The organism is Citrobacter sp. W9 (genome assembly GCF_026719375.1).
GTDB classification, from domain to species: domain Bacteria; phylum Pseudomonadota; class Gammaproteobacteria; order Enterobacterales; family Enterobacteriaceae; genus Citrobacter; species Citrobacter werkmanii.
Genome location: NZ_JAPPTE010000003.1, coordinates 222199 through 243965, shown reverse-complemented (window position 1 = coordinate 243965; position 21767 = coordinate 222199). Strand labels below are relative to the sequence as shown.

General features: G+C 53.7%; 23 protein-coding genes. 4 read left to right on the top strand and 19 right to left on the bottom strand.

The window, feature by feature from the left end; genetic code table 11:
• Window positions 1-11 precede the first annotated feature (11 nt).
• Window positions 12-1757, bottom strand: a complete 1746-nt coding sequence (ggt, locus tag OOJ59_RS07590; RefSeq protein ID WP_193157148.1) for a gamma-glutamyltransferase — start codon at window positions 1755-1757, stop codon at window positions 12-14.
• A gap of 117 nt (window positions 1758-1874) precedes the next feature.
• On the opposite strand from ggt, the gene OOJ59_RS07585 reads away from it, so the two are divergent.
• Window positions 1875-2318: a DUF2756 family protein gene (locus tag OOJ59_RS07585; protein ID WP_038634965.1), complete on the top strand. Its 444-nt coding sequence runs from the start codon at window positions 1875-1877 to the stop codon at window positions 2316-2318.
• On the opposite strand, the gene ugpQ is transcribed toward OOJ59_RS07585, so the two are convergent.
• The 12 genes from ugpQ to livK form a co-directional block, all read right to left on the bottom strand.
• Window positions 2315-3058, bottom strand: coding sequence for a glycerophosphodiester phosphodiesterase (gene ugpQ, locus OOJ59_RS07580; protein WP_087856273.1), 744 nt, complete (start codon window positions 3056-3058; stop codon window positions 2315-2317). The two genes, OOJ59_RS07585 and ugpQ, sit on opposite strands and share 4 nt — an antisense overlap.
• The gene (locus OOJ59_RS07575; RefSeq protein ID WP_160955338.1) at window positions 3055-4125 is read right to left on the bottom strand and encodes a sn-glycerol-3-phosphate import ATP-binding protein UgpC; all 1071 of its coding nucleotides are present in this window, start codon (window positions 4123-4125) and stop codon (window positions 3055-3057) included. Before OOJ59_RS07575 ends, ugpQ begins: the two co-directional genes overlap by 4 nt.
• 1 nt (window position 4126) lies before the next feature.
• On the bottom strand, window positions 4127-4972 hold the full coding sequence (gene ugpE / locus OOJ59_RS07570; RefSeq protein ID WP_006687455.1) for a sn-glycerol-3-phosphate ABC transporter permease UgpE: 846 nt from the start codon (window positions 4970-4972) through the stop codon (window positions 4127-4129).
• Window positions 4969-5856: a sn-glycerol-3-phosphate ABC transporter permease UgpA gene (ugpA, locus tag OOJ59_RS07565; RefSeq protein ID WP_085049029.1), complete on the bottom strand. Its 888-nt coding sequence runs from the start codon at window positions 5854-5856 to the stop codon at window positions 4969-4971. Before ugpA ends, ugpE begins: the two co-directional genes overlap by 4 nt.
• Before the next feature lie 100 nt (window positions 5857-5956).
• Window positions 5957-7273 carry a sn-glycerol-3-phosphate ABC transporter substrate-binding protein UgpB gene (ugpB, locus tag OOJ59_RS07560; RefSeq protein WP_016154831.1) on the bottom strand — a complete coding sequence of 439 codons (1317 nt, stop codon included), beginning with the start codon at window positions 7271-7273 and terminating at the stop codon, window positions 5957-5959.
• 237 nt (window positions 7274-7510) lie between these two features.
• On the bottom strand, window positions 7511-7918 hold the full coding sequence (locus OOJ59_RS07555) for a hypothetical protein (protein WP_038634978.1): 408 nt from the start codon (window positions 7916-7918) through the stop codon (window positions 7511-7513).
• Window positions 7919-8058: 140 nt separating this feature from the next.
• On the bottom strand, window positions 8059-8340 hold the full coding sequence (locus OOJ59_RS07550) for a hypothetical protein (protein ID WP_069323776.1): 282 nt from the start codon (window positions 8338-8340) through the stop codon (window positions 8059-8061).
• Between the two features lie 98 nt (window positions 8341-8438).
• Window positions 8439-9152, bottom strand: a complete 714-nt coding sequence (gene livF, locus OOJ59_RS07545) for a high-affinity branched-chain amino acid ABC transporter ATP-binding protein LivF (RefSeq protein WP_087856271.1) — start codon at window positions 9150-9152, stop codon at window positions 8439-8441.
• A 17-nt stretch (window positions 9153-9169) separates the two neighbouring features.
• The gene (livG, locus tag OOJ59_RS07540) at window positions 9170-9937 is read right to left on the bottom strand and encodes a high-affinity branched-chain amino acid ABC transporter ATP-binding protein LivG (protein ID WP_003827578.1); all 768 of its coding nucleotides are present in this window, start codon (window positions 9935-9937) and stop codon (window positions 9170-9172) included.
• Window positions 9934-11211: a branched chain amino acid ABC transporter permease LivM gene (gene livM / locus OOJ59_RS07535; protein ID WP_087856270.1), complete on the bottom strand. Its 1278-nt coding sequence runs from the start codon at window positions 11209-11211 to the stop codon at window positions 9934-9936. The genes livG and livM overlap by 4 nt, the downstream gene beginning before the upstream one ends.
• Window positions 11208-12134, bottom strand: a complete 927-nt coding sequence (livH, locus tag OOJ59_RS07530; protein ID WP_003827575.1) for a high-affinity branched-chain amino acid ABC transporter permease LivH — start codon at window positions 12132-12134, stop codon at window positions 11208-11210. Before livH ends, livM begins: the two co-directional genes overlap by 4 nt.
• A 61-nt stretch (window positions 12135-12195) precedes the next feature.
• Window positions 12196-13305, bottom strand: a complete 1110-nt coding sequence (livK, locus tag OOJ59_RS07525; RefSeq protein WP_085049032.1) for a high-affinity branched-chain amino acid ABC transporter substrate-binding protein LivK — start codon at window positions 13303-13305, stop codon at window positions 12196-12198.
• A 423-nt stretch (window positions 13306-13728) separates the two neighbouring features.
• Between livK and panM the strand changes: the two genes are divergently transcribed.
• Complete coding sequence (gene panM, locus OOJ59_RS07520) at window positions 13729-14112, top strand: aspartate 1-decarboxylase autocleavage activator PanM (protein WP_038634992.1); 384 nt, start codon at window positions 13729-13731, stop codon at window positions 14110-14112.
• Window positions 14113-14232: 120 nt separating this feature from the next.
• On the opposite strand, the gene livJ is transcribed toward panM, so the two are convergent.
• The 5 genes from livJ to ftsY form a co-directional block, all read right to left on the bottom strand.
• On the bottom strand, window positions 14233-15336 hold the full coding sequence (gene livJ / locus OOJ59_RS07515; protein ID WP_139815584.1) for a branched chain amino acid ABC transporter substrate-binding protein LivJ: 1104 nt from the start codon (window positions 15334-15336) through the stop codon (window positions 14233-14235).
• Window positions 15337-15656: 320 nt separating this feature from the next.
• Window positions 15657-16511, bottom strand: coding sequence for an RNA polymerase sigma factor RpoH (gene rpoH / locus OOJ59_RS07510; RefSeq protein WP_038634997.1), 855 nt, complete (start codon window positions 16509-16511; stop codon window positions 15657-15659).
• 269 nt (window positions 16512-16780) lie between these two features.
• Window positions 16781-17839: a permease-like cell division protein FtsX gene (gene ftsX, locus OOJ59_RS07505; protein ID WP_038635001.1), complete on the bottom strand. Its 1059-nt coding sequence runs from the start codon at window positions 17837-17839 to the stop codon at window positions 16781-16783.
• The gene (gene ftsE / locus OOJ59_RS07500; RefSeq protein WP_006687468.1) at window positions 17832-18500 is read right to left on the bottom strand and encodes a cell division ATP-binding protein FtsE; all 669 of its coding nucleotides are present in this window, start codon (window positions 18498-18500) and stop codon (window positions 17832-17834) included. The genes ftsX and ftsE overlap by 8 nt, the downstream gene beginning before the upstream one ends.
• Window positions 18501-18502: 2 nt before the next feature.
• On the bottom strand, window positions 18503-20029 hold the full coding sequence (ftsY, locus tag OOJ59_RS07495; protein WP_160955339.1) for a signal recognition particle-docking protein FtsY: 1527 nt from the start codon (window positions 20027-20029) through the stop codon (window positions 18503-18505).
• Between the two features lie 276 nt (window positions 20030-20305).
• Here ftsY and rsmD point away from each other — a divergent pair, with 276 nt between their 5' ends.
• Entirely contained in the window at window positions 20306-20902 is a 597-nt protein-coding gene (gene rsmD, locus OOJ59_RS07490) for a 16S rRNA (guanine(966)-N(2))-methyltransferase (RefSeq protein ID WP_160955340.1), read from the top strand.
• A complete protein-coding gene (locus OOJ59_RS07485; RefSeq protein WP_042311836.1) occupies window positions 20892-21167 on the top strand; it encodes a DUF1145 family protein in 276 nt (91 codons plus the stop codon). Before rsmD ends, OOJ59_RS07485 begins: the two co-directional genes overlap by 11 nt.
• A gap of 99 nt (window positions 21168-21266) precedes the next feature.
• Here the strand turns inward: OOJ59_RS07485 and OOJ59_RS07480 are convergent, their stop codons facing one another.
• Complete coding sequence (locus OOJ59_RS07480) at window positions 21267-21626, bottom strand: DUF2500 domain-containing protein (RefSeq protein ID WP_038635012.1); 360 nt, start codon at window positions 21624-21626, stop codon at window positions 21267-21269.
• Window positions 21627-21767: the final 141 nt, after the last annotated feature.

The following is a 21767-nucleotide window of genomic DNA, read 5'->3' as shown; positions in this document are numbered from 1 at the left end:
GGTAGTAAAAATTAGTATCCCGCCGTTAAGTCATCCACGGAACGCGGGTCGGACGCGCCATACAGGGCGCCATCCGGCCCAACCATAATACTTTGCGTGCTGCCCATCGCCTCTTTCAGCGCCACTTTCTGTCCTTTTTGCTCCAGCAACTTGAGCGTGTCCGGGCTGAAGCCCTTCTCGACGCGAAGCTCATCCGGCAACCACTGATGATGGAAGCGCGGCGCGTTGGTCGCTTCGGCGACGTTCATTCCGAAATCAATGCTGTTCACTACCATTTGCAGCACGGTAGTGATGATTCGACTCCCGCCAGGGCTGCCGGTCACCAGCCAGGTTTTCCCGTCTTTTACCACGATAGTCGGCGACATCGACGACAGCGGACGCTTCTTCGGCCCGACCGCGTTGGCATCGCCGCCCACCAGTCCGTATACGTTCGGCACGCCCGGCTTGGCAGAGAAATCGTCCATTTCATTATTGAGCAGAATACCGGTATTACCCGCCACAATCCCGGTGCCGAAGGTTGTATTCAAGGTATAGGTCACCGCCACGGCATTGCCGTCTTTATCCACCACCGAGAAGTGGGTGGTCTGGTTGCTTTCATACGGGGCGAGCTTGCCCGGTTTTATCTGGCTGGAAGGTTTGGCCTTGTTGATATCAATTTGATCGGCCAGCGTTTTCGCATAGGCTTTGTTGGTCAGCGCCTGCCACGGCACTTTCACAAAGTCCGGGTCACCCAGATACTCTGAACGGTCGGCATAGACGTATTTTTCCGCTTCCGCCATGATTTGCATGGCATCGGCACTGCCAAAGCCGTACTTCTTCATGTCGAAGTTTTCAAGAATATTGAGAATTTGCACGATGTGAATACCGCCCGAGGATGGCGGCGGCATGGAGAAGACCTGATACCCGCGATAGTCACCACTGATGGGCGTACGCTCAACGGCTTTATAGCTGGCTAAATCCTCTTTGGTCATCAGACCGCCGTTCTTCTGCATTTCGCCGGCAATCTGGTCGGCAATCGCCCCTTTATAAAACGCATCCGGGCCATTTTCGGCAATCATTTCCAGGCTTTTCGCCAGATTCTTCTGGACCAGCTTATCGCCCTTCTTCAGCGGCTCGCCGTCTTTCCAGAAAATGGCTTTGCTGTTCTCATGATTAGGGATCACTTCGCTGCCGTAAGTTTTTAAGTCGTCGGCCAGCGCATCGTTAACCACAAAACCCTCTTCCGCCAGCTTCATCGCCGGACGCACTACTTTATTCAGCGGCATCGTGCCGTATTTCTCCAGCGCCAGCGAGAAACCCGCCACGGTACCCGGCGTACCGGATGCCAGATGCGACGTCAGCGACTTTTTCGCATCGGCGTTACCCTGATCGTCGAGGAACATATCACGGGTCGCGGCAGCAGGCGCCATTTCACGAAAATCAATCGCCGTAGTGTTACCGTCTTTGGTGCGCAGCAGCATAAAACCACCGCCGCCCAGGTTCCCCGCCTGAGGATGCGTCACCGCCAGCGCGTAACCAACGGCGACGGCGGCATCAACGGCATTGCCCCCCTGTTTGAGGATATCCACCCCGACCTGGGTGGCTAACGCATCCACCGAGGCCACCATTCCCTGCTGCGCACGCACGGGATGGAACACATCTTCCTCGACACCGTAGGATACCGGCGGTGGCGCTGCCGGCGCGGCAGCAACGCTAAAACAACTTCCTGAGAGCAGAGCAGCAATGGCTACCCGGCGTAAAAACGTCGGTTTTATCATCGTTATTCTCCAGATGTATGGGGTCGGCCCCCACTAAGCCTGGTGCATAACTCTGAAATAATCATCGTAACGGCGAGAAAGGAGTAAACTTAAGCGATCCCCGAGAGGAGAAAAGCGATGAAACGACTCTTACTTTTAGCCATGCTATTGCCGTTTGCAGGCTTTGCACAGCCCATCAACACCATGAATAACCCGAATCAACCGGGTTACCAGATCCCGAGCCAGCAGCGTATGCAAACCCAAATGCAAACGCAGCAAATTCAGCAAAAAGGGATGCTCAACCAGCAGTTGCAAACGCAAACCCGCATGCAGCAACAGCACATGGAAAACCAAATCAACACCAATTCCCAGCGAGTCCTTCAGTCCCAGCCTGGAGAGTTGAATTCGGGTCAACAGCAGATGCTGCCCAACAGCAACGGTGGCATGTTGAACGGAACCCGCAACCCGGACAGTTCGCTGAATAAACAGCAACATATGCTGTCGGAGAAAAAGAACGGCGACATGCTGAAGCCCTCCAGCACGCCGCAGCCTAACGTTCCGTTAAAAACGATTGGGCCTTAATAGGGTTGAAAATCCGGTCCTATCGTATCAATAGCATCGGTACAGATGCAGTCCACTCCCCAGCGCAGCAGCTCTGCCGCGCGCTGGGGTCGGTTGACGGTATAAACCAAAATACGTAGCCCCGCGTCGCGCAACGCATCCACGCGCGCTTCATCCAGCAGCTTATGATTAAGATGAATCGAGACGCAGCCGAGCCGGGTAGTGAGTTCGCGCCAGTCGTCACGCCATTCATCAAGCAGTAAACCGCGCGGCAGTTCTGGAACCGCCTGCTGCGCCGCTTCAAGCGCGTCAATTTCAAAAGACGACAACAGCGGCGGCGTCATTCCCGCCCACAGTTCACGCGCGGCCAGCGCCACGACTTTGCCGGTTAGCGTTCCGGTGCCGGTAGTGGGTTTAATTTCAATATTCGCCATCATGCCGTGCTGACGGCAGCGCGCGGCCACTTGCGAGAGCAGCGGCAGCGGTTCGCCTTTAAACTCGCCGCTAAACCAACCGCCTGCGTCCACGCGTAATAGATCCTGCCAGTTCAGTTCACCCGCCACGCCCCAGCCGTTACTGGTCCGTTCGAGATTGTCGTCGTGCAGCAAAAAGATCTCGCCGTCTTTCGACAACTTAGCGTCAAACTCAATCATGGTATGCCCGTATCGCGCCCCCACGTCGATCGCCGCCAGGGTGTTTTCCGGAGCCAGCTTACCGCCGCCGCGATGGGCGACAATGTGGGGATAAGGCCAGTTACTCATACGCGTTGTCCTGTTTCGCCATCAAAAAGATGCAAATGATTTTCTGGCAGATGCAGCCACAGCGTACTGCCTGCCGTCGGGCGATGCTGATGCGCCAGTCGCACCACCAGCTTTTGCTCGCCCCAGCGCCCGTGTGCCAGGTTATCCGCACCCAGCATTTCCAGCGTGTCGACAACCAACGGCACACCGCCATCGGCCTGCGAGCTTAACGCAATATGCTCCGGGCGGATACCCAGCGTCATGTTACGCCCAATACACTCCCGGACGCTCCTGCCGATGGGCAAAGCCATGCCGTCATCCAGTTCAAAATGCGTACCCGAAGCGCTAATACGCCCATCCAGCAGGTTCATCGCCGGGCTGCCGATAAAGCTCGCCACAAAGCGGCTGGCAGGTTTCTCGTACACTTCAACCGGCGTACCGATCTGCTCGGCAATGCCTTTGTTCATCACCATCACCCGCTGGGCAAGGGTCATCGCTTCAACCTGATCGTGCGTCACATACAGCGAGGTGGTTTTCAGTCGGCGATGCAGATGTTGTAACTCCAGACGCATCTGGACGCGCAGCTTGGCATCGAGGTTAGAAAGCGGCTCATCGAACAGGAATACCGCCGGATCGCGAACAATCGCCCGTCCCATCGCCACGCGCTGACGCTGGCCGCCGGAAAGTTCGCGTGGGCGACGTTTGAGCAGTTCACCCAGTTCGAGAATACGTGCCGCCTCTTTCACCCGCTCGGCAATATGCTCCTTACCCATTCCACGGATCTTCAGCCCCCAGGCCATGTTTTCTTCTACGCTCATATGCGGGTAGAGGGCATAGTTCTGGAACACCATCGCAATGCCGCGATCTTTCGGCTCCATCTCGGTGACGCGCTTATTATCGATCCAGATATCGCCGCCGCTGACCCGCTCCAGCCCGGCCACCATCCGCAGCAGCGTAGACTTGCCGCAGCCGGATGGCCCGACCATCACGATAAACTCCCCGTCCGCAACGTCCAGCGTCAGCGGTTTAATCACCTGGGTTTTGCCGTCCCAGCTTTTGGTTACTGCCTGTAGTTTGAGTCCTGCCATTTTATTTCTCACTGTCCACTAAACCACGCACAAAGGCACGCTGCATGGCTAACACGATGATTACCGGAGGGATGAGCGTCAGCAGCATGGCTGCCATCACCTGATTCCATTGGGTGGTACCTTCGCCGGTGGCGATCATGCCTTTGATGCCCGCTACCGCAGTGCCCAGGTTGACATCGGTAATAATTAACAACGGCCACAAATACTGGTTCCAGCCGTAAATAAAGGTGATCACGAACAGCGCCGCCAGATTGGTTTTTGACAGCGGTAGCACGATATCGCGGAAAAAGCGCATCGGTGACGCGCCGTCAATACGCGCCGCTTCAACCAGCTCATCCGGCAGGGTCATAAAGAACTGACGGAACAGGAAGGTCGCGGTAGCCGACGCCATCAGCGGCAGCGTCAGGCCCGCGTAGCTGTCGAGCATTTTCAGGTTGGCGATCACTTCTACCGTCGGGAAAATACGCACCTCAACCGGCAGCATCAGGGTGATAAAAATCATCCAGAAGAACAGATTGCGCAGCGGAAAGCGAAACCAGACGATGGCGAATGCGGAGAGCATAGATACGGTGATTTTCCCCACCGTAATACTGAACGCCATGATGAAACTGTTGAGCATCATCAGCCAGAACGGTGCGCTGTTGACGCCCACGCCGTTGACCCAGATGTATTTCATGTTTTCCAGCAACTGCGTGCCGGGAATCAGCGTCATCGGCGTTTCAAATACCGCTTTGTTGTCCAGCGTCGCCGCGACAAACGCGACGTACAACGGGAACAGGATCACCATGATTCCCAGCATCAGCATGGTATGGCTGAATATTGTCAGCCCACGACGGTTCTCAATCATTGGTAACGCACCTTACTTTCCACATAGCGGAACTGCACCACCGTCAAAATAATGACCAGGAACATCAGCACCACCGACTGCGCGGCTGACGCAGAGAGATCCAGGCCGACAAAGCCTTCACGATAGATCTTATAAATCAACGTCGTGGTCGCCTGTACCGGCCCACCTGCCGTGGCGGCGTCGATCACTGGGAAGGTGTCAAAGAAGGCATACACCAGATTCACCACCAGCAAAAAGAAACTGACCGGCGCAATCAGCGGCAGCGCTAATTTAAAGAAGCGGCGAACCGGTCCTGCGCCATCAATCGCGGCGGCTTCGATCAGCGACCGGGGAATAGATTGCAGTGCGGCAAAGAAGAACAGGAAGTTGTAACTAATCTGCTTCCAGACCGACGCGAACACCACCAGAAACATTGCCTGACCGCTGTTTTGCGCGTGATTCCAGTCATAGCCAAACTCAGCGAGCAAATGGGTGATCAGCCCGCGACCCGGGTTAAACAGGAAGATCCACAGTACGGCGGCAACGGCGGGCGCAACGGCGTAGGGCAACAGCATCAACGTCTGGTAAAAACGGCTACCGCGCACGACATAATTCACCAGCGCAGCAAAAAACAGCGACACCAGCAGGCCGCTTACCGTAACCAGCGTACTGAACTTTATCGTCGTCCAGAACGAATCAAGGTAGTACGGGTCATGGAACAGCGCGACAAAGTTTTCCAGTCCGACAAACTGGCTGGAAAGGCCAAAAGGATCAACGCTTTGTAGCGAGTACCACAGCGCTTCACCGGCGGGCCAGATAAAGAAAATAACGGTGATAACCAACTGCGGGGCCACCAGTAAATAGGGAAGCCAGCGCGAGCGAAACACCGGACGGGATGAGGACATTGAGGTTTGATTCCTGAACAGCGCCAGATGGCGCTACGCTTATCCGACCTACGCGCATTTGTAGGCCGGGTAAGGCGCAGCCGCCACCCGGCATTTCACATTACGATTTGGTCGATTGCTCAAAGCGGCGCAGTAACTGATTGCCACGCTCAACCGCGGCATCCAACGCCTGCTGTGGGGTTTTCTTTCCGGTCCACACGCTTTCCAGCTCTTCATCCACGATGGTACGGATCTGCGGCATGTTGCCCAGACGCAACCCTTTAGTGAACGGCAACGGCGGTTTGTTCAGCATCTGACGGGTGGCGATATCGGCCCCGGGGTTCTTATCATAGAAGCCCTGCTCGCGAGTCAGATCGTACGCGGCGGTGGTGATCGGCAGATAGCCGGTCTTCTGATGCCATTCGGCAGCAATCTCTGGTTTTGCGAGGAAATTAAGGAATTGCGCCACACCTTCGTAGGTGGCTTTGTCTTTACCCTGCATCACCCACAGACTGGCTCCACCGATAATCGCGTTCTGCGGTGCGCCCTTCACATCGGCATCGTACGGCATCATGCCGACGCCATAGTTGAATTTGGCGTAGTGGCGGATGTCGGCCAGAGAACCTGAAGAAGCGGTAGTAATGGCGCAATCCCCGTTGTAGAACTTCTCGGTGGATTCATCTTTACGTCCAAAGTAGCTGAAGTCGCCCTTTTTATTCAGCTCTTCCAGTAGTGCAATGTGTTTCACCTGCTCCGGTTTATTGAACTCCAGCACCGCATCAGTACCGTCAAAACCGTTGTTTTTGGTGGCGACCGGCAGACCGTTCCAGGCGCTGAAGTTTTCAATCTGGATCCAGCCCTGCCAACCGCTGGCATAGCCACACTTCATACCTGCGGCTTTCAGCTTCGCGGTGTATTCCGCCAGATCCTGCCAGGTTTTTGGCGGCTGCTCAGGATCTAAACCGGCTTTTTTGAAGGCATCTTTGTTGTAATACAGCACCGGCGTGGAGCTGTTAAACGGCTGGGAGAGTAAATGTCCGCTTTTCGAGTCAGTGTAATAACCGGAAACCGTCGGCACGAACTGAGATTCATCAAAGTTAATACCGGCCTCTTTGAATACTTCATAGACCGGTTTAATGGCTTTCGAGGCCATCATCGTTGCCGTCCCCACTTCATAAACCTGCAGCAGCGCAGGCGCGTTTCCGGTACGGAAGGCAGCAATACCTGCGCTCAGGCTTTGCTCATAGTTGCCTTTATACTGTGGAACAATTTTGTAGTCGGGATTGGCGGCATTAAAACGTTGCGCCAGTGAATCAACTTCTTTACCCAGTTCGCCTTCCATTGAGTGCCAGAACGGGATGGTGGTGACTGCCAGCGCCTGACCTGCAAATGCCAGGCTAAGTGCCAGTCCTAAAGCTGTATGTCGTAACGATATCATCGGTTATCTCTCTTGTTGTGCCGGATGCGCGATATCACGCGTTTTATGCTCGCGGGGGTAACATGACATGCTCGAATGACAGAAAAATAACTTTTTTATTACAAAAAAAAGATAGTAAGGCGACAAACAGATGGCAAGGCGGTGAAAGCGGAGTGACAGGAAAATGCGGGGTGGAGCACAACAAAGCCGGGGAGGTGCCTTACCCGGCCCATAAAAAGATTTGCCGTACAGATGAGATCACTCAGGCTGTGCGAACGTAAACTCCAGCGCCAGTCCCAGGACCTGCATACCGTGGATATTATCTTCCGGCGATATCGCCACCAGACTTTCCAGAAACTTGAGCCGTCGCGACTGGGCGTTAATGATGAGCTTTCCTCGTAACGCAGGAAGCTTCAGCGAAGTGATGGGATAAACCACACGGCCAACGACTTCAACCGGCAGCTTGCGTAAGTCGACCTGCTGCAGCACACCAACAGAAGAGTACAGCAATGCAACAGGCGTAACGGCAAGCAACGGCGCGCTACTGATACTCACGAAATCCAGAAGTAGCTCGGGGCGCAGATAGTGCAGTCCATTAAAAGAGACCGTGACACCGTCTATTGCGGGCATGGGCAGCACGTCAGTTTGACGCGGTAAATCATTCATTCAATTACCATTGACTCAAGATATACATCAAGCCTTTGATTATGCAGCAAATAACCTATACTTGCTGGGACAAGGCTCGCAATACCTGCAGATTTAGCTAGCGACGTTACCTGACACGCTGCCCATTGACTCCGGTAACGTTAATCCCGACGCCAGCGTCGCTCAAATTCATTCTGTAAACGCTGCTGTTCCCGCCGCTCACGTTCACGTTGGATATCTGATTTTTCATCTTCCCAGCCAGGGCATACCGAGCTGGTGAAGACTTCGCAGGGCGAGCTGGATTGTGCCAACGGGTTGGCCGGTTTCTCTTCCCAGATAGACGGATCGCGCGGGTCGAACGTTTGCGGTTCCAGTGCCTGAACACCAGATGCAAACGCCAATAACAGAGTTCCAATCATCATGCAGGTACCTGAACGTATCATCCTTTCTCCATGTTCATGTTATTATTGATAACCATTCTCAATAATAACATAACGCGATAAAAAGGGGCCATCAGGCCCCTTAACTCTTAAGAGAAATCTTAACCGCCCAGATAAGCGCTACGCACCGCTTCATTCGCCAGTAGCGCATCGCCGGTGTCTTCCAGTACCACATGACCGTTTTCCAGCACGTAGCCGCGGTCGGCGAGTTTCAGCGCCTGGTTGGCGTTCTGCTCGACGAGGAAGATGGTCATCCCCTGCTCGCGCAACTGCTCGATGGTATTAAAGATCTGCTGGATGATAATCGGCGCCAGACCCAGCGACGGCTCATCAAGCAACAATAGCCGGGGCTGGCTCATCAGCGCACGACCTATCGCCAGCATCTGCTGTTCACCGCCGGACATGGTACCCGCACGCTGAATGCGACGCTCATGCAGGCGCGGAAACAGGTCATACACCCATTTGATACGTTCCTGAAACTGGTCCTTCTCGGCAAAGAAACCGCCCATCGCCAGGTTCTCTTCCACCGTCATGCGCGAAAACACACGACGCCCTTCCGGGACGATCGCCACCGCTTCACGCATGATTTTAGCCGTTTGCCAGTCGGTAATGTCTTTACCATCAAAGACAATGCGTCCGCTGGTCGCGCGTGGGTCGCCGCATAATGTACCGAGCAGGGTGGTTTTCCCCGCGCCGTTGGCACCGATAAGCGTTACGATTTCACCCTGATTGATATACAGGCTCACCTCGTGCAGCGCCTGAATTTTGCCGTAGTGGGCGCTGACTTTATCGAACGATAACATCGCCTTATCCATATTATGCCTCGCCCCCATTATGCTTCACCTAAATAGGCGCGGATCACGTCCGGGTTATTACGAATCTGTTCCGGCGTCCCGTTCGCCAGCGGCGTGCCCTGGTTCACCACGTAAATACGGTCGGAAATGCCCATCACCAGTTTCATATCGTGCTCAATCAACAGAATGGTGGTGTTGTGATGGTTGCGCAGCTCGGCAATCAGCTCGTCCAGCTCTTTGGTCTCTTTCGGGTTGAGGCCAGCGGCAGGCTCGTCAAGCATCAGGATCTCCGGTTGCGTCACCATGCAGCGGGCGATCTCCAGACGACGCTGGTCACCGTAGGCGAGGTTACTGGCCTGGCGGTTGGCATGCTCCAGCAAACCAATACGCGCAAGCCAGGTAGCGGCGCGATCCAGGGCTTCACTCTGCGCGCGACGGAACGACGGTGTTTTTAACAGACCGGAAAAGACACCGGTTTTCAATTGCTGATGTTGCGCCACCAGCAGGTTTTCAATCACCGTCATTTCGCGAAACAGGCGTACGTGCTGGAAAGTACGCACCACGCCCATACGCGCAATTTGCTGACCCGGCAGCCCTTCCAGATGCTGGTCGCGCAGCTTAATCGTCCCACCTGTCGGTTTATAAAAACCGGTCAGGCAGTTAAAGACCGTGGTTTTTCCCGCGCCGTTCGGCCCGATTAACGAGACGATTTCCTGCGGTCTCAGTTCCAGCTCAACGTTGTTCACCGCCAGCAGACCGCCGAAGCGCATCATCAGGCCGTTAACGGATAATAATGGCTGACTCATGCCTGCTCTCCTTTTGCGTCCCCGTTTTTCAGCTTCAACTGCGGACGGGTCATCGGTAACAAGCCCTGCGGACGCCAGATCATCATCAGTACCATCAAACCACCCAACATTAACATGCTGTATTCATTGAAATCACGCATCAGTTCGCGTGACACCACCAGCAGGATAGCTGCGAGAATGACCGCAAACTGCGAGCCCATTCCACCCAGTACCACAATCGCCAATACAAAGGCCGACTCGGCAAAGGTGAACGATTCCGGGCTGACAAAACCCTGCCGCGCGGCAAACAGCGTGCCGGCAAAACCCGCGAACGCGGCGCTGATTGTAAAGGCGGTCAGCTTGATGCGTGTAGGATTTAAGCCCAGCGAACGGCAGGCGATTTCATCTTCACGCAGCGCTTCCCACGCACGTCCCAGCGGCATGCGCAGCAGACGGTTGATGACAAACAGCGAGAACACCACCAGCAGCAGCGCCACCAGATAGAGGAAAATCACGCGATCGGACGGGTCATACTTCACGTTAAAGAAGTTGCTGAAGGTATCCCAGCCGCCTTCACGCGCGCTGCGGCTGAACTCAAGACCGAAAAAAGTAGGTTTCGGGATCTGGCTAATACCGTTCGGGCCGCCGGTGATTTCGGTGTTGTTGAGCAGCAGGATACGGACGATTTCGCCGAAGCCTAAGGTCACAATCGCCAGATAATCACCGCGCAGACGCAGGACCGGGAAGCCGAGCAGGAACCCCGCAGCGGCAGAAACCAGCCCCGCCAGCGGCAGACAGGTCCAGAAACCGAGGCCGTAATAGTGGTTCAGCAGCGCAAAGGTATAAGCGCCGATGGCATAGAAGCCGCCGTAGCCCAGCACCAGCAGGCCGGAAAGCCCCACCACCACGTTTAAGCCGAGGCCGAGGATGATATAAATCATCGTCAGCGTGGCGATATCGACCGTGCCGCGCGAGACCATAAACGGCCATGCCACGGCAATCACCAGCAGCGCCACCAGAAACAGTTTCTGTTTAACGGTGGAGCCGTCAATCGCTGGCAGAATAAACTTCGGCCCGGAGACGCTCTTCAGACCTTTCTGGAACGCCGGACGCAACAGTTGGAAAAGAAACACGACGCCAGTGCCGATAAACACCCACTGCCAGCGGATATCCGCAGCGGTGTCCACCACCAGTTTGGTGCCGTCCAGCTCTAACTGGACGCCCATGAAGACGCCCGCCAGGATGAAGAACATGGCGGCAGAGAGCAGCGCCATTGCAAAATGCATCGGTTTCATACTTTCTCTACCTCCGGACGACCCAGAATACCGGTCGGCATCACCAGCAGTACCAGAATCAGCAACGCGAACGACACCACGTCTTTGTATTCCGTACTCAGATAAGCAGAGGAAAGCGCTTCGGCAACGCCCAAAATCAGGCCGCCAATCATCGCGCCAGGAATGCTGCCAATGCCGCCCAGTACCGCCGCGGTAAAGGCTTTCATCCCGGCCATAAAGCCGATGTAAGGGTTAATTACGCCATAGAACTGACCGAGCAGCACGCCCGCAACCGCCGCCATTGCCGCACCGATCACAAAGGTCAGCGCAATCACACGGTCGGTGTTAATGCCGAGCAGGCTGGCCATTTTCAGATCTTCCGCACAGGCGCGGCAGGCACGTCCCATACGCGAATAGCGGATAAACAGCGTCAGTGCCAGCATCGCGAGGAAGGTTACAATCCAGATAACCAACTGCATAGTGGTGATAGATGCAGAGAAGTTATCACTACTGCCGACAGTCCACTGGCCGTTAAACAGGCTGGGCAGCGCCACGTCGCGTGAACCTTCCGTCAGGCTGACGTAGTTTTGCAGGAAGATGGACATCCCGATAGCGGAAATCAGCGCGATCAAGCGCTTGGAGCTGCGCACGGGCCGATACGCCACCCGTTCAATACTCCAGCCGTAGGCGCTGGCAATCACAATCGCGCCGACGAAACCCGCCGCGACCAGTAGCCAACTGGAATCAATCCCCATCATCATTAGCGCAGCGATGATCATAAAGGAGACATAGCTGCCGATCATATACACCTCGCCATGGGCGAAGTTGATCATGCCAATAATGCCGTACACCATCGTATAACCGATGGCGATCAGCGCGTAGGTGCTTCCCAGCGTGACGCCGTTAAACATCTGCTGCAAGAAATAGAGGAACTGCTCGGACATAAGGTAACCTTTCTTAACCCGCCCGTTTTGCACGGGCGGTGGGATAACTCGTCTTCAGGTATTACTTCGCGACGGTTGATGAACCATCTGCGTGCCACTGAAAGACACCAAACTCAAATCCCTTCAAATCGCCTTTTTCGTCCCATTTCAGCGGCCCAATCACGGTATCAGCCCCGTGTGCTTTCAGATCTTTCACCAGATCCAGCGGCTCTTTGCTTCCGCTGCGATCCATTGCGCTCGCCAGTGACTGGACGGCTGCATAAGTGATCCACACGTATGGTCCACTTGGATCTTTCTTGTCAGCTTTGAGCGCATCGACAATCGCTTTATTCGCCGGATCCTGGTCATAGCGTTTTGGCATCGTCACCAGCATGCCTTCTGCGGCATCACCGGCGATGTTAGACAGAGAGGCATTACCCACACCCTCTGGCCCCATAAACTGCGTTTTCAGGCCAACGGATCGCGCCTGGCGCAGCATTTGCCCCATTTCCGGGTAGTAGCCGCCGTAATAGACGAAGTCGATATTTTCTTTCTTCAGACGGGCAATCAGCGCAGAGAAATCTTTTTCCCCGGCGGTGATGCCATCAAAGAAGACGATGTTGGCTTTGCCCGCTTTCAGGCTGTCCTGTACCGAACGCGCCAGGCCTTCGCCGTATTGCTGTTTATCATGGATGATGGCGATGCGCTGCGGCTTCACCTTCTCCAGAATGTATTTCGCGGCGGTTGGTCCCTGAGAGGAGTCCAGACCCGCAGTACGCATAATGTGTGCGTAACCGCGCTGTGTCAGTTCCGGGTTAGTGGCGCCCGGGGAAATCATCAGGATCCCTTCGTCTTCATAGATGTCTGACGCTGGCTGAGTCGAAGATGAGCACAGGTGGCCAATAACATACTGAATACCGTCGTTGACGATTTTGTTTGCTACGGCAACGGCCTGTTTTGGATCGCAAGCATCGTCATATTCCACGGCCACCAGCTTGTCGCCTTTGATCCCGCCTTTGGCATTGATATCTTTAATGGCCTGACGTGCGCCATTAAATTCCATATCACCCCACTGCGCGACCGGACCCGACATCGCCCCGACAACAGCCACCTTGATATCTTCTGCCATGACAGCATGCGACATTGCCAGTGCTATCACCCCTGCGATGATTGTTTTCGCATTCCGTTTCATTAACTGAATCCCCATTCGTGACGTAATTAATATTTTGTATTTATGTGGTTAAAAAGCAGACTGTGCTTTTTTTGAACTGCACTATTTTTACCAGTCTCATTAATGGGTTAGCGCAGTTTTTTAAGCAAAATCAGACTAAAATCTCTATATTTCAGTCGATTAAGAAAAGATAATATTCTGCTTTTCACTATAGATAAACAAAAAAAAGCACGTTTGTCAGCATAAAATAACGGTACAAAGAGCGGAATAAAATGCTGCATTCCAGGGTATTATCCTGCCTGTTTTTCAATCTCTAATGTTTCAAACTGTCATTACCGTTGTCGCAAAACTATTAACCTGGTTAATCGCATAAAAAAGAGAAAGCATCCGGGCGAATTATTTCGGTACACTGATCTCATCTTTTGTGATTTGGACATGCTGCTAATGAAGCTGACCATCGTTCGTTTAAACAACTTTAGCGCCCAGGATCTGATTGATCTGGGCAAAATCTGGCCGGAATATTCCGCCTCATCATTAAGCGTAGATGAAACGCACCGGATCTACGCCGCGCGTTTTAACGAGCGTCTGTTAGGCGCAGTACGTGTCACCCTGAGCGGCACACAAGGTGCTCTGGATTCGTTGCGCGTACGTGAAATCACCCGTCGTCGCGGCGTCGGGCAGTATTTGATCGAAGAGGTGATCCGTGAAAACCCAAGTGTGAGTTCATGGTGGATGGCAGATGTAGGCGTTGAAGACCGCAGCGTGATGGCCGCGTTTATGCAGGCGTTAGGCTTTACAGCCCAGGCAGATGGCTGGGAAAAAAGATAAAAAAGCCGGATGGCGCTGACGCTTATCCGGCCTACATGCTGGGAGCAAACAATAAAAAACCACCTCGCAATTTTCCAGGTATGTAGGCCGGGTAAGGCGAAGCCGCCACCCGGCACTCAATTACTTGGCGTCGGTCGCCGTACCATTAGCATGCCAGTCAAACACGCCGAATTCGAAGCCTTTCAGATCGCCCTTCTCGTCCCAGGACAGCGGCCCCATTACGGTTTCTACTGAGTTTGCTTTCAGGTACTTGGCAATTTCAGCCGGATCGTCAGACTGGTTCAGACCGGCCTGCAAGGATTGCAGCGCGGCGTAAGTGGTCCACACGAATGCGCCACTCGGATCCTGTTTCTTGGCCTTGATAGCATCCACAATCGGTTTGTTCGCTGGCACCTGGTCGTAGTTCTTCGGCTTGGTTACCAGTAAGCCTTCCGCAGACTCACCCGCAATGTTAGACAGCGACACGTTCGCTACCCCTTCCGGACCCATAAACTGGGTTTTCAGACCTGCGGCACGAGACTGACGCAGGATCTGCCCCATTTCCGGGTGATAACCACCGTAGTAAACGAAATCGATATTCTCTTTCTTCAGGCGTGCTACCAGCGTCGAGAAGTCTTTTTCACCGGCGGTAATCCCGTCAAAGAACACCACGTTGGCGTTGCCTTTCTTCAGGCCGTCCTGCACCGCACGCGCCAGACCTTCGCCGTACTGCTGCTTATCGTGAATGATGGCAATGCGTTGCGGCTTCACTTTTTCCAGAATGTATTTGGCGGCAGTTGGCCCCTGATCGGAATCCAGGCCGGTGGTGCGCATCACCAGCTTATAACCACGCGCGGTCAGCTCCGGCGCCGTCGCTGCCGGGGTGATCATCAGAATGCCTTCATCTTCATAGATATCTGACGCGGGCTGGGTAGACGATGAGCACAGATGGCCGATAACGTATTTAATCCCGTCGTTGACCACTTTGTTCGCGACCGCTACCGCTTGTTTCGGGTCACAGGCATCGTCATATTTCACCACGACCAGTTTGTCACCTTTCACCCCGCCCTTGGCGTTGATATCCGCAATCGCCTGCTCTGCGCCAGTAAACTCCTGATCGCCATACTGCGCTACCGGACCGGACATTGCGCCGACAACGGCCACTTTAATATCCTTAGCAAACGCCATATTGCTCAAAGACAGGGCGATACATCCTGCCAATAACGCTTTACCCTTCATATTCATCCTGACAATCCCCATTATTGTGGTTATTACGTGTGTTGTGATGTTGTTGTTCAGCACTTTATTTCGATTATTGGATAGCCACCCGTGCTTTAGCAGCATACTCTGCTAAAACATACCCGATTTTTATTATTTTGGAATAGCTAAATTTACATCCAGATAACAAATTCGTGTCTGGGGAGGGGAGGAAAGGTCGTAGGCCCGATAAGCAAAGCGCCATCGGGCAAAGGTGTTGCCGGATGGCAGCGTAAACGCCTTATCCGGCCTACAAAAAACAAAACCCCCGAATTCACATTCGAGGGTTCATTGGCAATGCGCGAAGATTACGCTTCGATCGCCGCGCGCAGTTTTTTCATGGCGTTCTTTTCAAGCTGACGAACACGTTCAGCGGAAACGCCGTAGCGATCGGCCAGTTCCTGCAACGTCGACTTGTTGTCTTCGTCCAGCCAACGGGCGCGGATGATATCCTGGCTACGTTCGTCCAGACCTTCCATTGCGTGAGTCAGTTTGTTCGCGGCCTGATCTTCCCAGTTATCTTCTTCAATGCCATCGGCAAAGTTAGAGGATTTATCCTGCAGATACAGAACCGGCGCCATCGGCTGGCTGTCAGACTCGTCGTCTGAAGACATATCAAACGTCATGTCCTGCGCCGCCATACGGGATTCCATTTCGCGCACGTCTTTGCTGGAAACACCCAGCTCACGAGCCACCATTTCAACTTCGTCCTGGTTGAACCAACCCAGACGCTGCTTGGTTTTACGCAAGTTAAAGAACAGCTTACGCTGTGCTTTAGTGGTCGCGACTTTCACGATACGCCAGTTACGCAGAACGTATTCATGGATCTCAGCTTTGATCCAGTGCACGGCGAAAGAAACCAAGCGCACACCCACTTCCGGGTTGAAACGGCGCACGGCTTTCATCAGGCCGATATTACCTTCCTGAATCAGATCCGCCTGCGGCAGGCCATAGCCCGCGTAGTTACGAGCAATATGAACAACAAAGCGCAGGTGAGACAGGATCAGCGTTTTAGCTGCTTCCAGATCGCCCTGGTAATGCAGCTTTTCAGCCAGCGCCCGCTCCTCGTCAGCCGACAACATCGGCCACGCGTTCGCAGCCCGGATGTAAGACTCCAGGTTACCAACAGGGGCTAAAGCTAAATTTTGCATTTCTTTGGTCATTCAAATCCTCTCAATCTTTTCATCTGGCGCGTTGGCAAAAACTAATTAACAAAAACCAGTAGCAACAACCATGCCAGAGCTTATGAGCAACGAGAATATCATTCAATCTTTTATCAGACAGTGATTTTATCCACAAGTTCCATGTCGTAATGTGTATAGATTACGCACAAAATGTGACATCACAATGAATACGCCGGGAAGAGATAACAGGGACTCTTTCCCTGCAGAGCGAACTACTCAGTGCAGGGAAAGATTATACCAGAGATTTTTTAATCGGGGGTAAAGTGGCGTAAATGTTGAACCGTGGCAAGCCAGGCTGCCACCCAGCCGATCATTGAGCACACCAGCAGTAACAACAGGCACTCGTCGAATGATAAACCATTGATATCAAACTTAGTTCCAAATACCTGCGCCACTTCAGTCACCGCTGACGACAGACGCATCACCAAAATTTCTGACAAAATCAGTGAAAGAAATGCACCGGAAAAACCGAGCAGCGCGCCGCCGTAAAGGAATGGGCGCAGGATAAATCCGTCGGTTGCGCCAATCAGCTTCTGCACGTTAATGGTATCGCGACGCGCAAAAATACTCAGGCGCACGCTGTTACCAATGACGAGGAAGACCGCCGCCACCATCAGCACGCCAATCATCGCGGATACGCGCCCCACGAGTCCCGTCAGCGCCGCCAGACGAGCAAACCAGCTGTCATCCATTCGCACTTCATCAATACCGTTGATTTGTGCAATACGGTCGCGCAGGGTGTTCAGCGACTCCGTCCCCTGGAAGTCCAGTTTCGGGATAACTACCGCTACGGCAGGAAGCGGGTTCTCTTCCAGCATGTCCAGCGCGCCGCCAAAACCGGACCAGTTACGGAATTCGCCCAGCGCATCTTCGCGGGAAAGATAATTTACTTTCTCAACGCCCTGTTCGGCCTGCAACTGACCAACCACCCGCGCCGCCGCGTCATCATCCAGCGTTTTTTGCAGATAGACGGTGATTTGCGGCGAAGGATAATACTGGCTTGCCGCCTGGTTTACGTTTTTATAAACCATGTAGCACACGCTTGGCAGCGTCAGGGAGATGGCGATCACCATTACCGTGAGGAACGTCGCCAACGGCTTACTTTTCAAGTCCTGCAACGCGCCATGGAACGCATAGCGCACCTGCTCGTTAAAAACGTTGGTTTTACGTGAGTTCGGTTTTGGCGCGGCTTTCGCTCGTTTTGGCGCATTGCGACCACCGTCACCCGGCGCGCCGCCTGATTTACGAAAACGATCCAGTCGGCCACCGAACTGTTTGATTTGATTGATAGCGTCACGTCTATTCATGCGCCAGGCCTCCATGCAGGTGTCCATCACTCAGGACCAGCTGGCGGTAGGAGCGACGGGAGATCAGTCCAATGTCATGCGTGGCCATTAATACCGTGACCCCGACGCGGTTAAACTCTTCGAACAGGCGCAGGATCCCTTCCGACAGCGCGTCATCCAGGTTCCCCGTCGGTTCATCCGCCAGCAGTACCGCAGGTTTATTCACCACCGCGCGGGCGATACCCACGCGCTGTTGTTCACCGCCAGAGAGCTGAATCGGGAAGTTTTTCGCTTTGTCCAACAGCCCGACCTTATCCAGTGCCGCTGACACGCGACGACGAATATCGTCCCCGCTGGCGCCCGCGATGATCAGCGGGATTGCCACGTTGTCAAATACGGTTCTGTCCATCAACAGGTGGTGATCCTGAAAAATCATGCCAATCTGACGACGCAGAAACGGCACTTCACGGTTTTTCAAACGGCTGATGTCATGCCCGCTGAAGTAGATTTTCCCGGCGCTGGGCCGTTCAATTCCACAGATCAGCTTCAGCAGGGTACTTTTACCCGCACCAGAGTGGCCGGTCAGAAACGCCATCTCGCCAGGCTGCATATGGAAGGTCACTCCCTGCAGCGCTTGTCTCCCACCGAGATAGGCCTTGCTGACATGTTCAAAGCGAATCATTGTTAATCCTCTCGGGCAAAAAGTGCCTCTATAAAATCGTCCGCTTTAAACGGACGTAAATCCTCGATACGTTCGCCCACACCAATATAGCGGATAGGGATGCCAAACTGATCGGCAACCGAGAAGATGACCCCACCCTTCGCTGTACCGTCCAGCTTGGTCAGGGTGATACCGGTTAAGCCCACCGCTTCATGGAACAGTTTGGCCTGGCTTATCGCATTCTGCCCGGTACTGGCGTCGATAGTCAGCATAACTTCATGCGGCGCCTCTTCGTCGAGCTTCTTCATAACGCGAACGATTTTTTTCAGTTCTTCCATCAGGTGCGATTTGTTCTGCAAACGCCCTGCGGTATCAGCGATCAGCACGTCTACGTTACGTGCCTTCGCGGCCTGGATGGCATCAAAGATAACGGAGGCGGAATCCGCACCGGTATGCTGCGCAATCACCGGGATATTGTTACGCTGACCCCAGACCTGCAACTGCTCTACCGCTGCCGCACGGAAGGTATCGCCTGCCGCCAGCATCACCGTTTTACCCTGCTGCTCAAACTGACGCGCCAGCTTACCAATGGTAGTCGTTTTACCCACGCCGTTTACGCCAACCATTAAGATAACAAATGGCGTTTTACCCTCGACGTTCAGCGGCTCATCAACCTTCGCCAGGATCTCGCCCATCTCATCTTTCAGCAGGCCATACAGCGCTTCTGCATCTTTGAGCTGCTTGCGGCTGGCACCTTCCGTCAGATTCGCAATAATCTTACGGGTCGTTTCTACGCCCACATCCGCAATCAGCAACTGCTCTTCCAGCTCTTCAAACAGATCATCGTCGATCTTTTTACCGCGGAACAGACTGATAAATCCGGAACCGAGGTTTTCTTTTGTTTTCAGCAGACTGCGTTTCAGACGCGCAAAGAAACCTTCTTTAGTTGGTTTTTCCTGCTCCTGGACCGCCTCTTCTTCTACCGGTTTTTCAACGGAAAGTTCTTCAACCGGCACCACCATGACGGCTTCTTCCGCCGCCTCGGCAGCCAGGGCCTGCGCTTCCAGTTCTTCGTCAGTCAGTTGCGGTTCGTTTTCGGCTTCTTCTTCAACCGCCTCGACGATTTCGACAGTTTCCGCTTCAGCCTGCCACTCTTCGGCAGAAACATCTGCGGTTTTCACCTCTTCCGGCAGCGGCAATTCTTCGCGTTCGATAACTGCCGCCGCAGGGGTTTCCACTTCAGGTTCAACAGTGGATTCAGCAACCGCCTCAGCCTCCGGCTGCGGTTGCCCGGCAACAGGCGCTGCTTCCGGCTGCAGTTTTTCGATTTCAGCAACTTGTTCCGTGACTTCAACAACTTCAGCAGCAAAGGCTTGTGTTTGTGCCTCGCTACGGGTTTCCTCGGCGCGCGGCTGTTCGTCAACGACGGTAGTTTCTTCAGCAACCGGTTGTTGTTCTTCGTTTTTTAGTTCTGTCTCGTTTTCCGGTGCCTGCTCTTTTTGACCAAAGCCCAGCCAGGAAAAAAAGCCACGTTTTTTCTCTTTCGCCATTTGCGACTACACTCCCCCGCTGTTGCTTCATGGCACAGCGTCAACGCTATGTACATAGCAGCTAAAAAAATGATGAAATAGTCTATCACTTATACCCAATGAATTTCGAGTTACGTCAAGGCGGCAAGCGCACGAATCCCGATGAGCTTACTTTTAGTAAGTGATTCGGGTGAGTAAGTGCAGCCAACGAAGAGGTAACTTGAAAGGCGAAGGATTAACTTAACTCACATCACCGCCTGGAATGACATGCTATAGGCGGATTGAGCAATAATAGAAATGAAAAAACCGAATCACTCTGGTAGCGGCCAGATCCGCATTATTGGCGGGCAATGGCGTGGCCGTAAACTCCCGGTTCCGGACAGCCCCGGCCTGCGCCCGACCACTGACCGCGTACGCGAAACCTTATTTAACTGGTTGGCCCCGATAATGGTCGATTCACAGTGCCTGGACTGCTTCGCCGGCAGCGGCGCGTTGGGGCTGGAAGCGCTCTCTCGCTATGCGGCAAATGCGACGCTTCTGGAGATGGATCGCGCGGTATCGCAGCAGTTGCAAAAGAATCTTGCTACGCTGAAGGCAAATCATGCCCGCGTCGTCAACACCAATACGCTGGCGTTTCTGGCCCAACCTGGTACGCCGCATAACGTGGTGTTCGTTGATCCGCCGTTTCGCAAAGGATTACTGGAAGAAACTTTAACGCTTCTGGAAACCCATGGTTGGCTGGCAGATGAAGCGTATATTTACGTTGAGAGCGAAGTCGAAAACGGCCTGCCGCCGGTTCCGGTAAACTGGTCGCTATACCGTGAAAAAGTGGCAGGACAGGTCGCCTACCGCCTGTATCAACGTGAAGCACAAGGAGAGCACGATGCTAATTAATCTGGGACGTCTGTTGATGCTGTGCGTCTGGGCATTTTTATTACTGAATATTTTCCAACCCTTCCCACGCCCGCTTAACATCTTCGTTAACGTCGCGCTGATCTTTATGGTGCTGATGCACGGCATGCAATTGGCGCTGCTAAAAAGCACCATGCCAAAAGATGGCCCGCAGATGACCAGCGGGGAGAAAATCCGCATTTTCCTGTTCGGCGTCTTTGAGCTGCTGGTCTGGCAGAAGAAGATTAAGGACCAGTTGAAGAAGTAACTGGGATGTTTTCGCCCGGCGGCGCGTTGCGAGCCGGGGCGACAAAATTTGTAGGCCGGATAAGGCGTAACCGCCATCCGGCATCAGTCAGATGAAACCTTAGCGTTCAGCCGTAAAATCAATAAAACGCGAACCTTTGTAACTCAGCGTGCCCTTGTCTCCGACCGTTAGCGCATGGTACTGCCGGGCATCCAGGCGAAACGTCTGCTCCAGACCGCCGCTTTGCGGCTTAAAGCTGGCTTCATAGCGCATGCTGGTTCCTGCCGGGCTCACTTCCTGTTGACGGGATCGCCGATCGTTAAGTGGTTTTTCCCGCTTATTACTCACTACCACCTGCTTTTGCACCAGCGGTGCTGCATCGTTATCCGCTTTTTCACGCCGCTGCTGGACAAAGCGAAACGATGCGGCGACAACAATTAAGACAATGATAACAATGAAAAAAAGTGGCGGTTTGCTCATAGTATTAACCCATCAGAAAATGCGGAAATAAGCATACATTGCCTGTTATGGTGTTGTCATCTGGCAGTGTCGACCTCTACACTGAACAATAGAGCCGTAAGCACCCCGCTTACGAAAAAATAACGAATTCAAGGAACTAAG

What these genes read in the sequence shown, in the direction of transcription:
- ugpE (WP_006687455.1), bottom strand. Translation starts at nt 4,972, where the DNA reads ATGATTGAGAACCGTCGTGGGCTGACAATATTCAGCCATACCATGCTG.
- ugpB (WP_016154831.1), bottom strand. Translation starts at nt 7,273, where the DNA reads ATGATATCGTTACGACATACAGCTTTAGGACTGGCACTTAGCCTGGCA.
- livF (WP_087856271.1), bottom strand. Translation starts at nt 9,152, where the DNA reads ATGGATAAGGCGATGTTATCGTTCGATAAAGTCAGCGCCCACTACGGC.
- OOJ59_RS07480 (WP_038635012.1), bottom strand. Translation starts at nt 21,626, where the DNA reads ATGAGCAAACCGCCACTTTTTTTCATTGTTATCATTGTCTTAATTGTT.
- panM (WP_038634992.1), top strand. Translation starts at nt 13,729, where the DNA reads ATGAAGCTGACCATCGTTCGTTTAAACAACTTTAGCGCCCAGGATCTG.
- livK (WP_085049032.1), bottom strand. Translation starts at nt 13,305, where the DNA reads ATGAAACGGAATGCGAAAACAATCATCGCAGGGGTGATAGCACTGGCA.
- livM (WP_087856270.1), bottom strand. Translation starts at nt 11,211, where the DNA reads ATGAAACCGATGCATTTTGCAATGGCGCTGCTCTCTGCCGCCATGTTC.
- ugpA (WP_085049029.1), bottom strand. Translation starts at nt 5,856, where the DNA reads ATGTCCTCATCCCGTCCGGTGTTTCGCTCGCGCTGGCTTCCCTATTTA.
- OOJ59_RS07575 (WP_160955338.1), bottom strand. Translation starts at nt 4,125, where the DNA reads ATGGCAGGACTCAAACTACAGGCAGTAACCAAAAGCTGGGACGGCAAA.
- ftsX (WP_038635001.1), bottom strand. Translation starts at nt 17,839, where the DNA reads ATGAATAGACGTGACGCTATCAATCAAATCAAACAGTTCGGTGGCCGA.
- livH (WP_003827575.1), bottom strand. Translation starts at nt 12,134, where the DNA reads ATGTCCGAGCAGTTCCTCTATTTCTTGCAGCAGATGTTTAACGGCGTC.
- rsmD (WP_160955340.1), top strand. Translation starts at nt 20,306, where the DNA reads ATGAAAAAACCGAATCACTCTGGTAGCGGCCAGATCCGCATTATTGGC.
- livJ (WP_139815584.1), bottom strand. Translation starts at nt 15,336, where the DNA reads ATGAATATGAAGGGTAAAGCGTTATTGGCAGGATGTATCGCCCTGTCT.
- OOJ59_RS07555 (WP_038634978.1), bottom strand. Translation starts at nt 7,918, where the DNA reads ATGAATGATTTACCGCGTCAAACTGACGTGCTGCCCATGCCCGCAATA.
- ftsY (WP_160955339.1), bottom strand. Translation starts at nt 20,029, where the DNA reads ATGGCGAAAGAGAAAAAACGTGGCTTTTTTTCCTGGCTGGGCTTTGGT.
- OOJ59_RS07485 (WP_042311836.1), top strand. Translation starts at nt 20,892, where the DNA reads ATGCTAATTAATCTGGGACGTCTGTTGATGCTGTGCGTCTGGGCATTT.
- ggt (WP_193157148.1), bottom strand. Translation starts at nt 1,757, where the DNA reads ATGATAAAACCGACGTTTTTACGCCGGGTAGCCATTGCTGCTCTGCTC.
- livG (WP_003827578.1), bottom strand. Translation starts at nt 9,937, where the DNA reads ATGAGTCAGCCATTATTATCCGTTAACGGCCTGATGATGCGCTTCGGC.
- ugpQ (WP_087856273.1), bottom strand. Translation starts at nt 3,058, where the DNA reads ATGAGTAACTGGCCTTATCCCCACATTGTCGCCCATCGCGGCGGCGGT.
- OOJ59_RS07585 (WP_038634965.1), top strand. Translation starts at nt 1,875, where the DNA reads ATGAAACGACTCTTACTTTTAGCCATGCTATTGCCGTTTGCAGGCTTT.
- rpoH (WP_038634997.1), bottom strand. Translation starts at nt 16,511, where the DNA reads ATGACCAAAGAAATGCAAAATTTAGCTTTAGCCCCTGTTGGTAACCTG.
- OOJ59_RS07550 (WP_069323776.1), bottom strand. Translation starts at nt 8,340, where the DNA reads ATGATACGTTCAGGTACCTGCATGATGATTGGAACTCTGTTATTGGCG.
- ftsE (WP_006687468.1), bottom strand. Translation starts at nt 18,500, where the DNA reads ATGATTCGCTTTGAACATGTCAGCAAGGCCTATCTCGGTGGGAGACAA.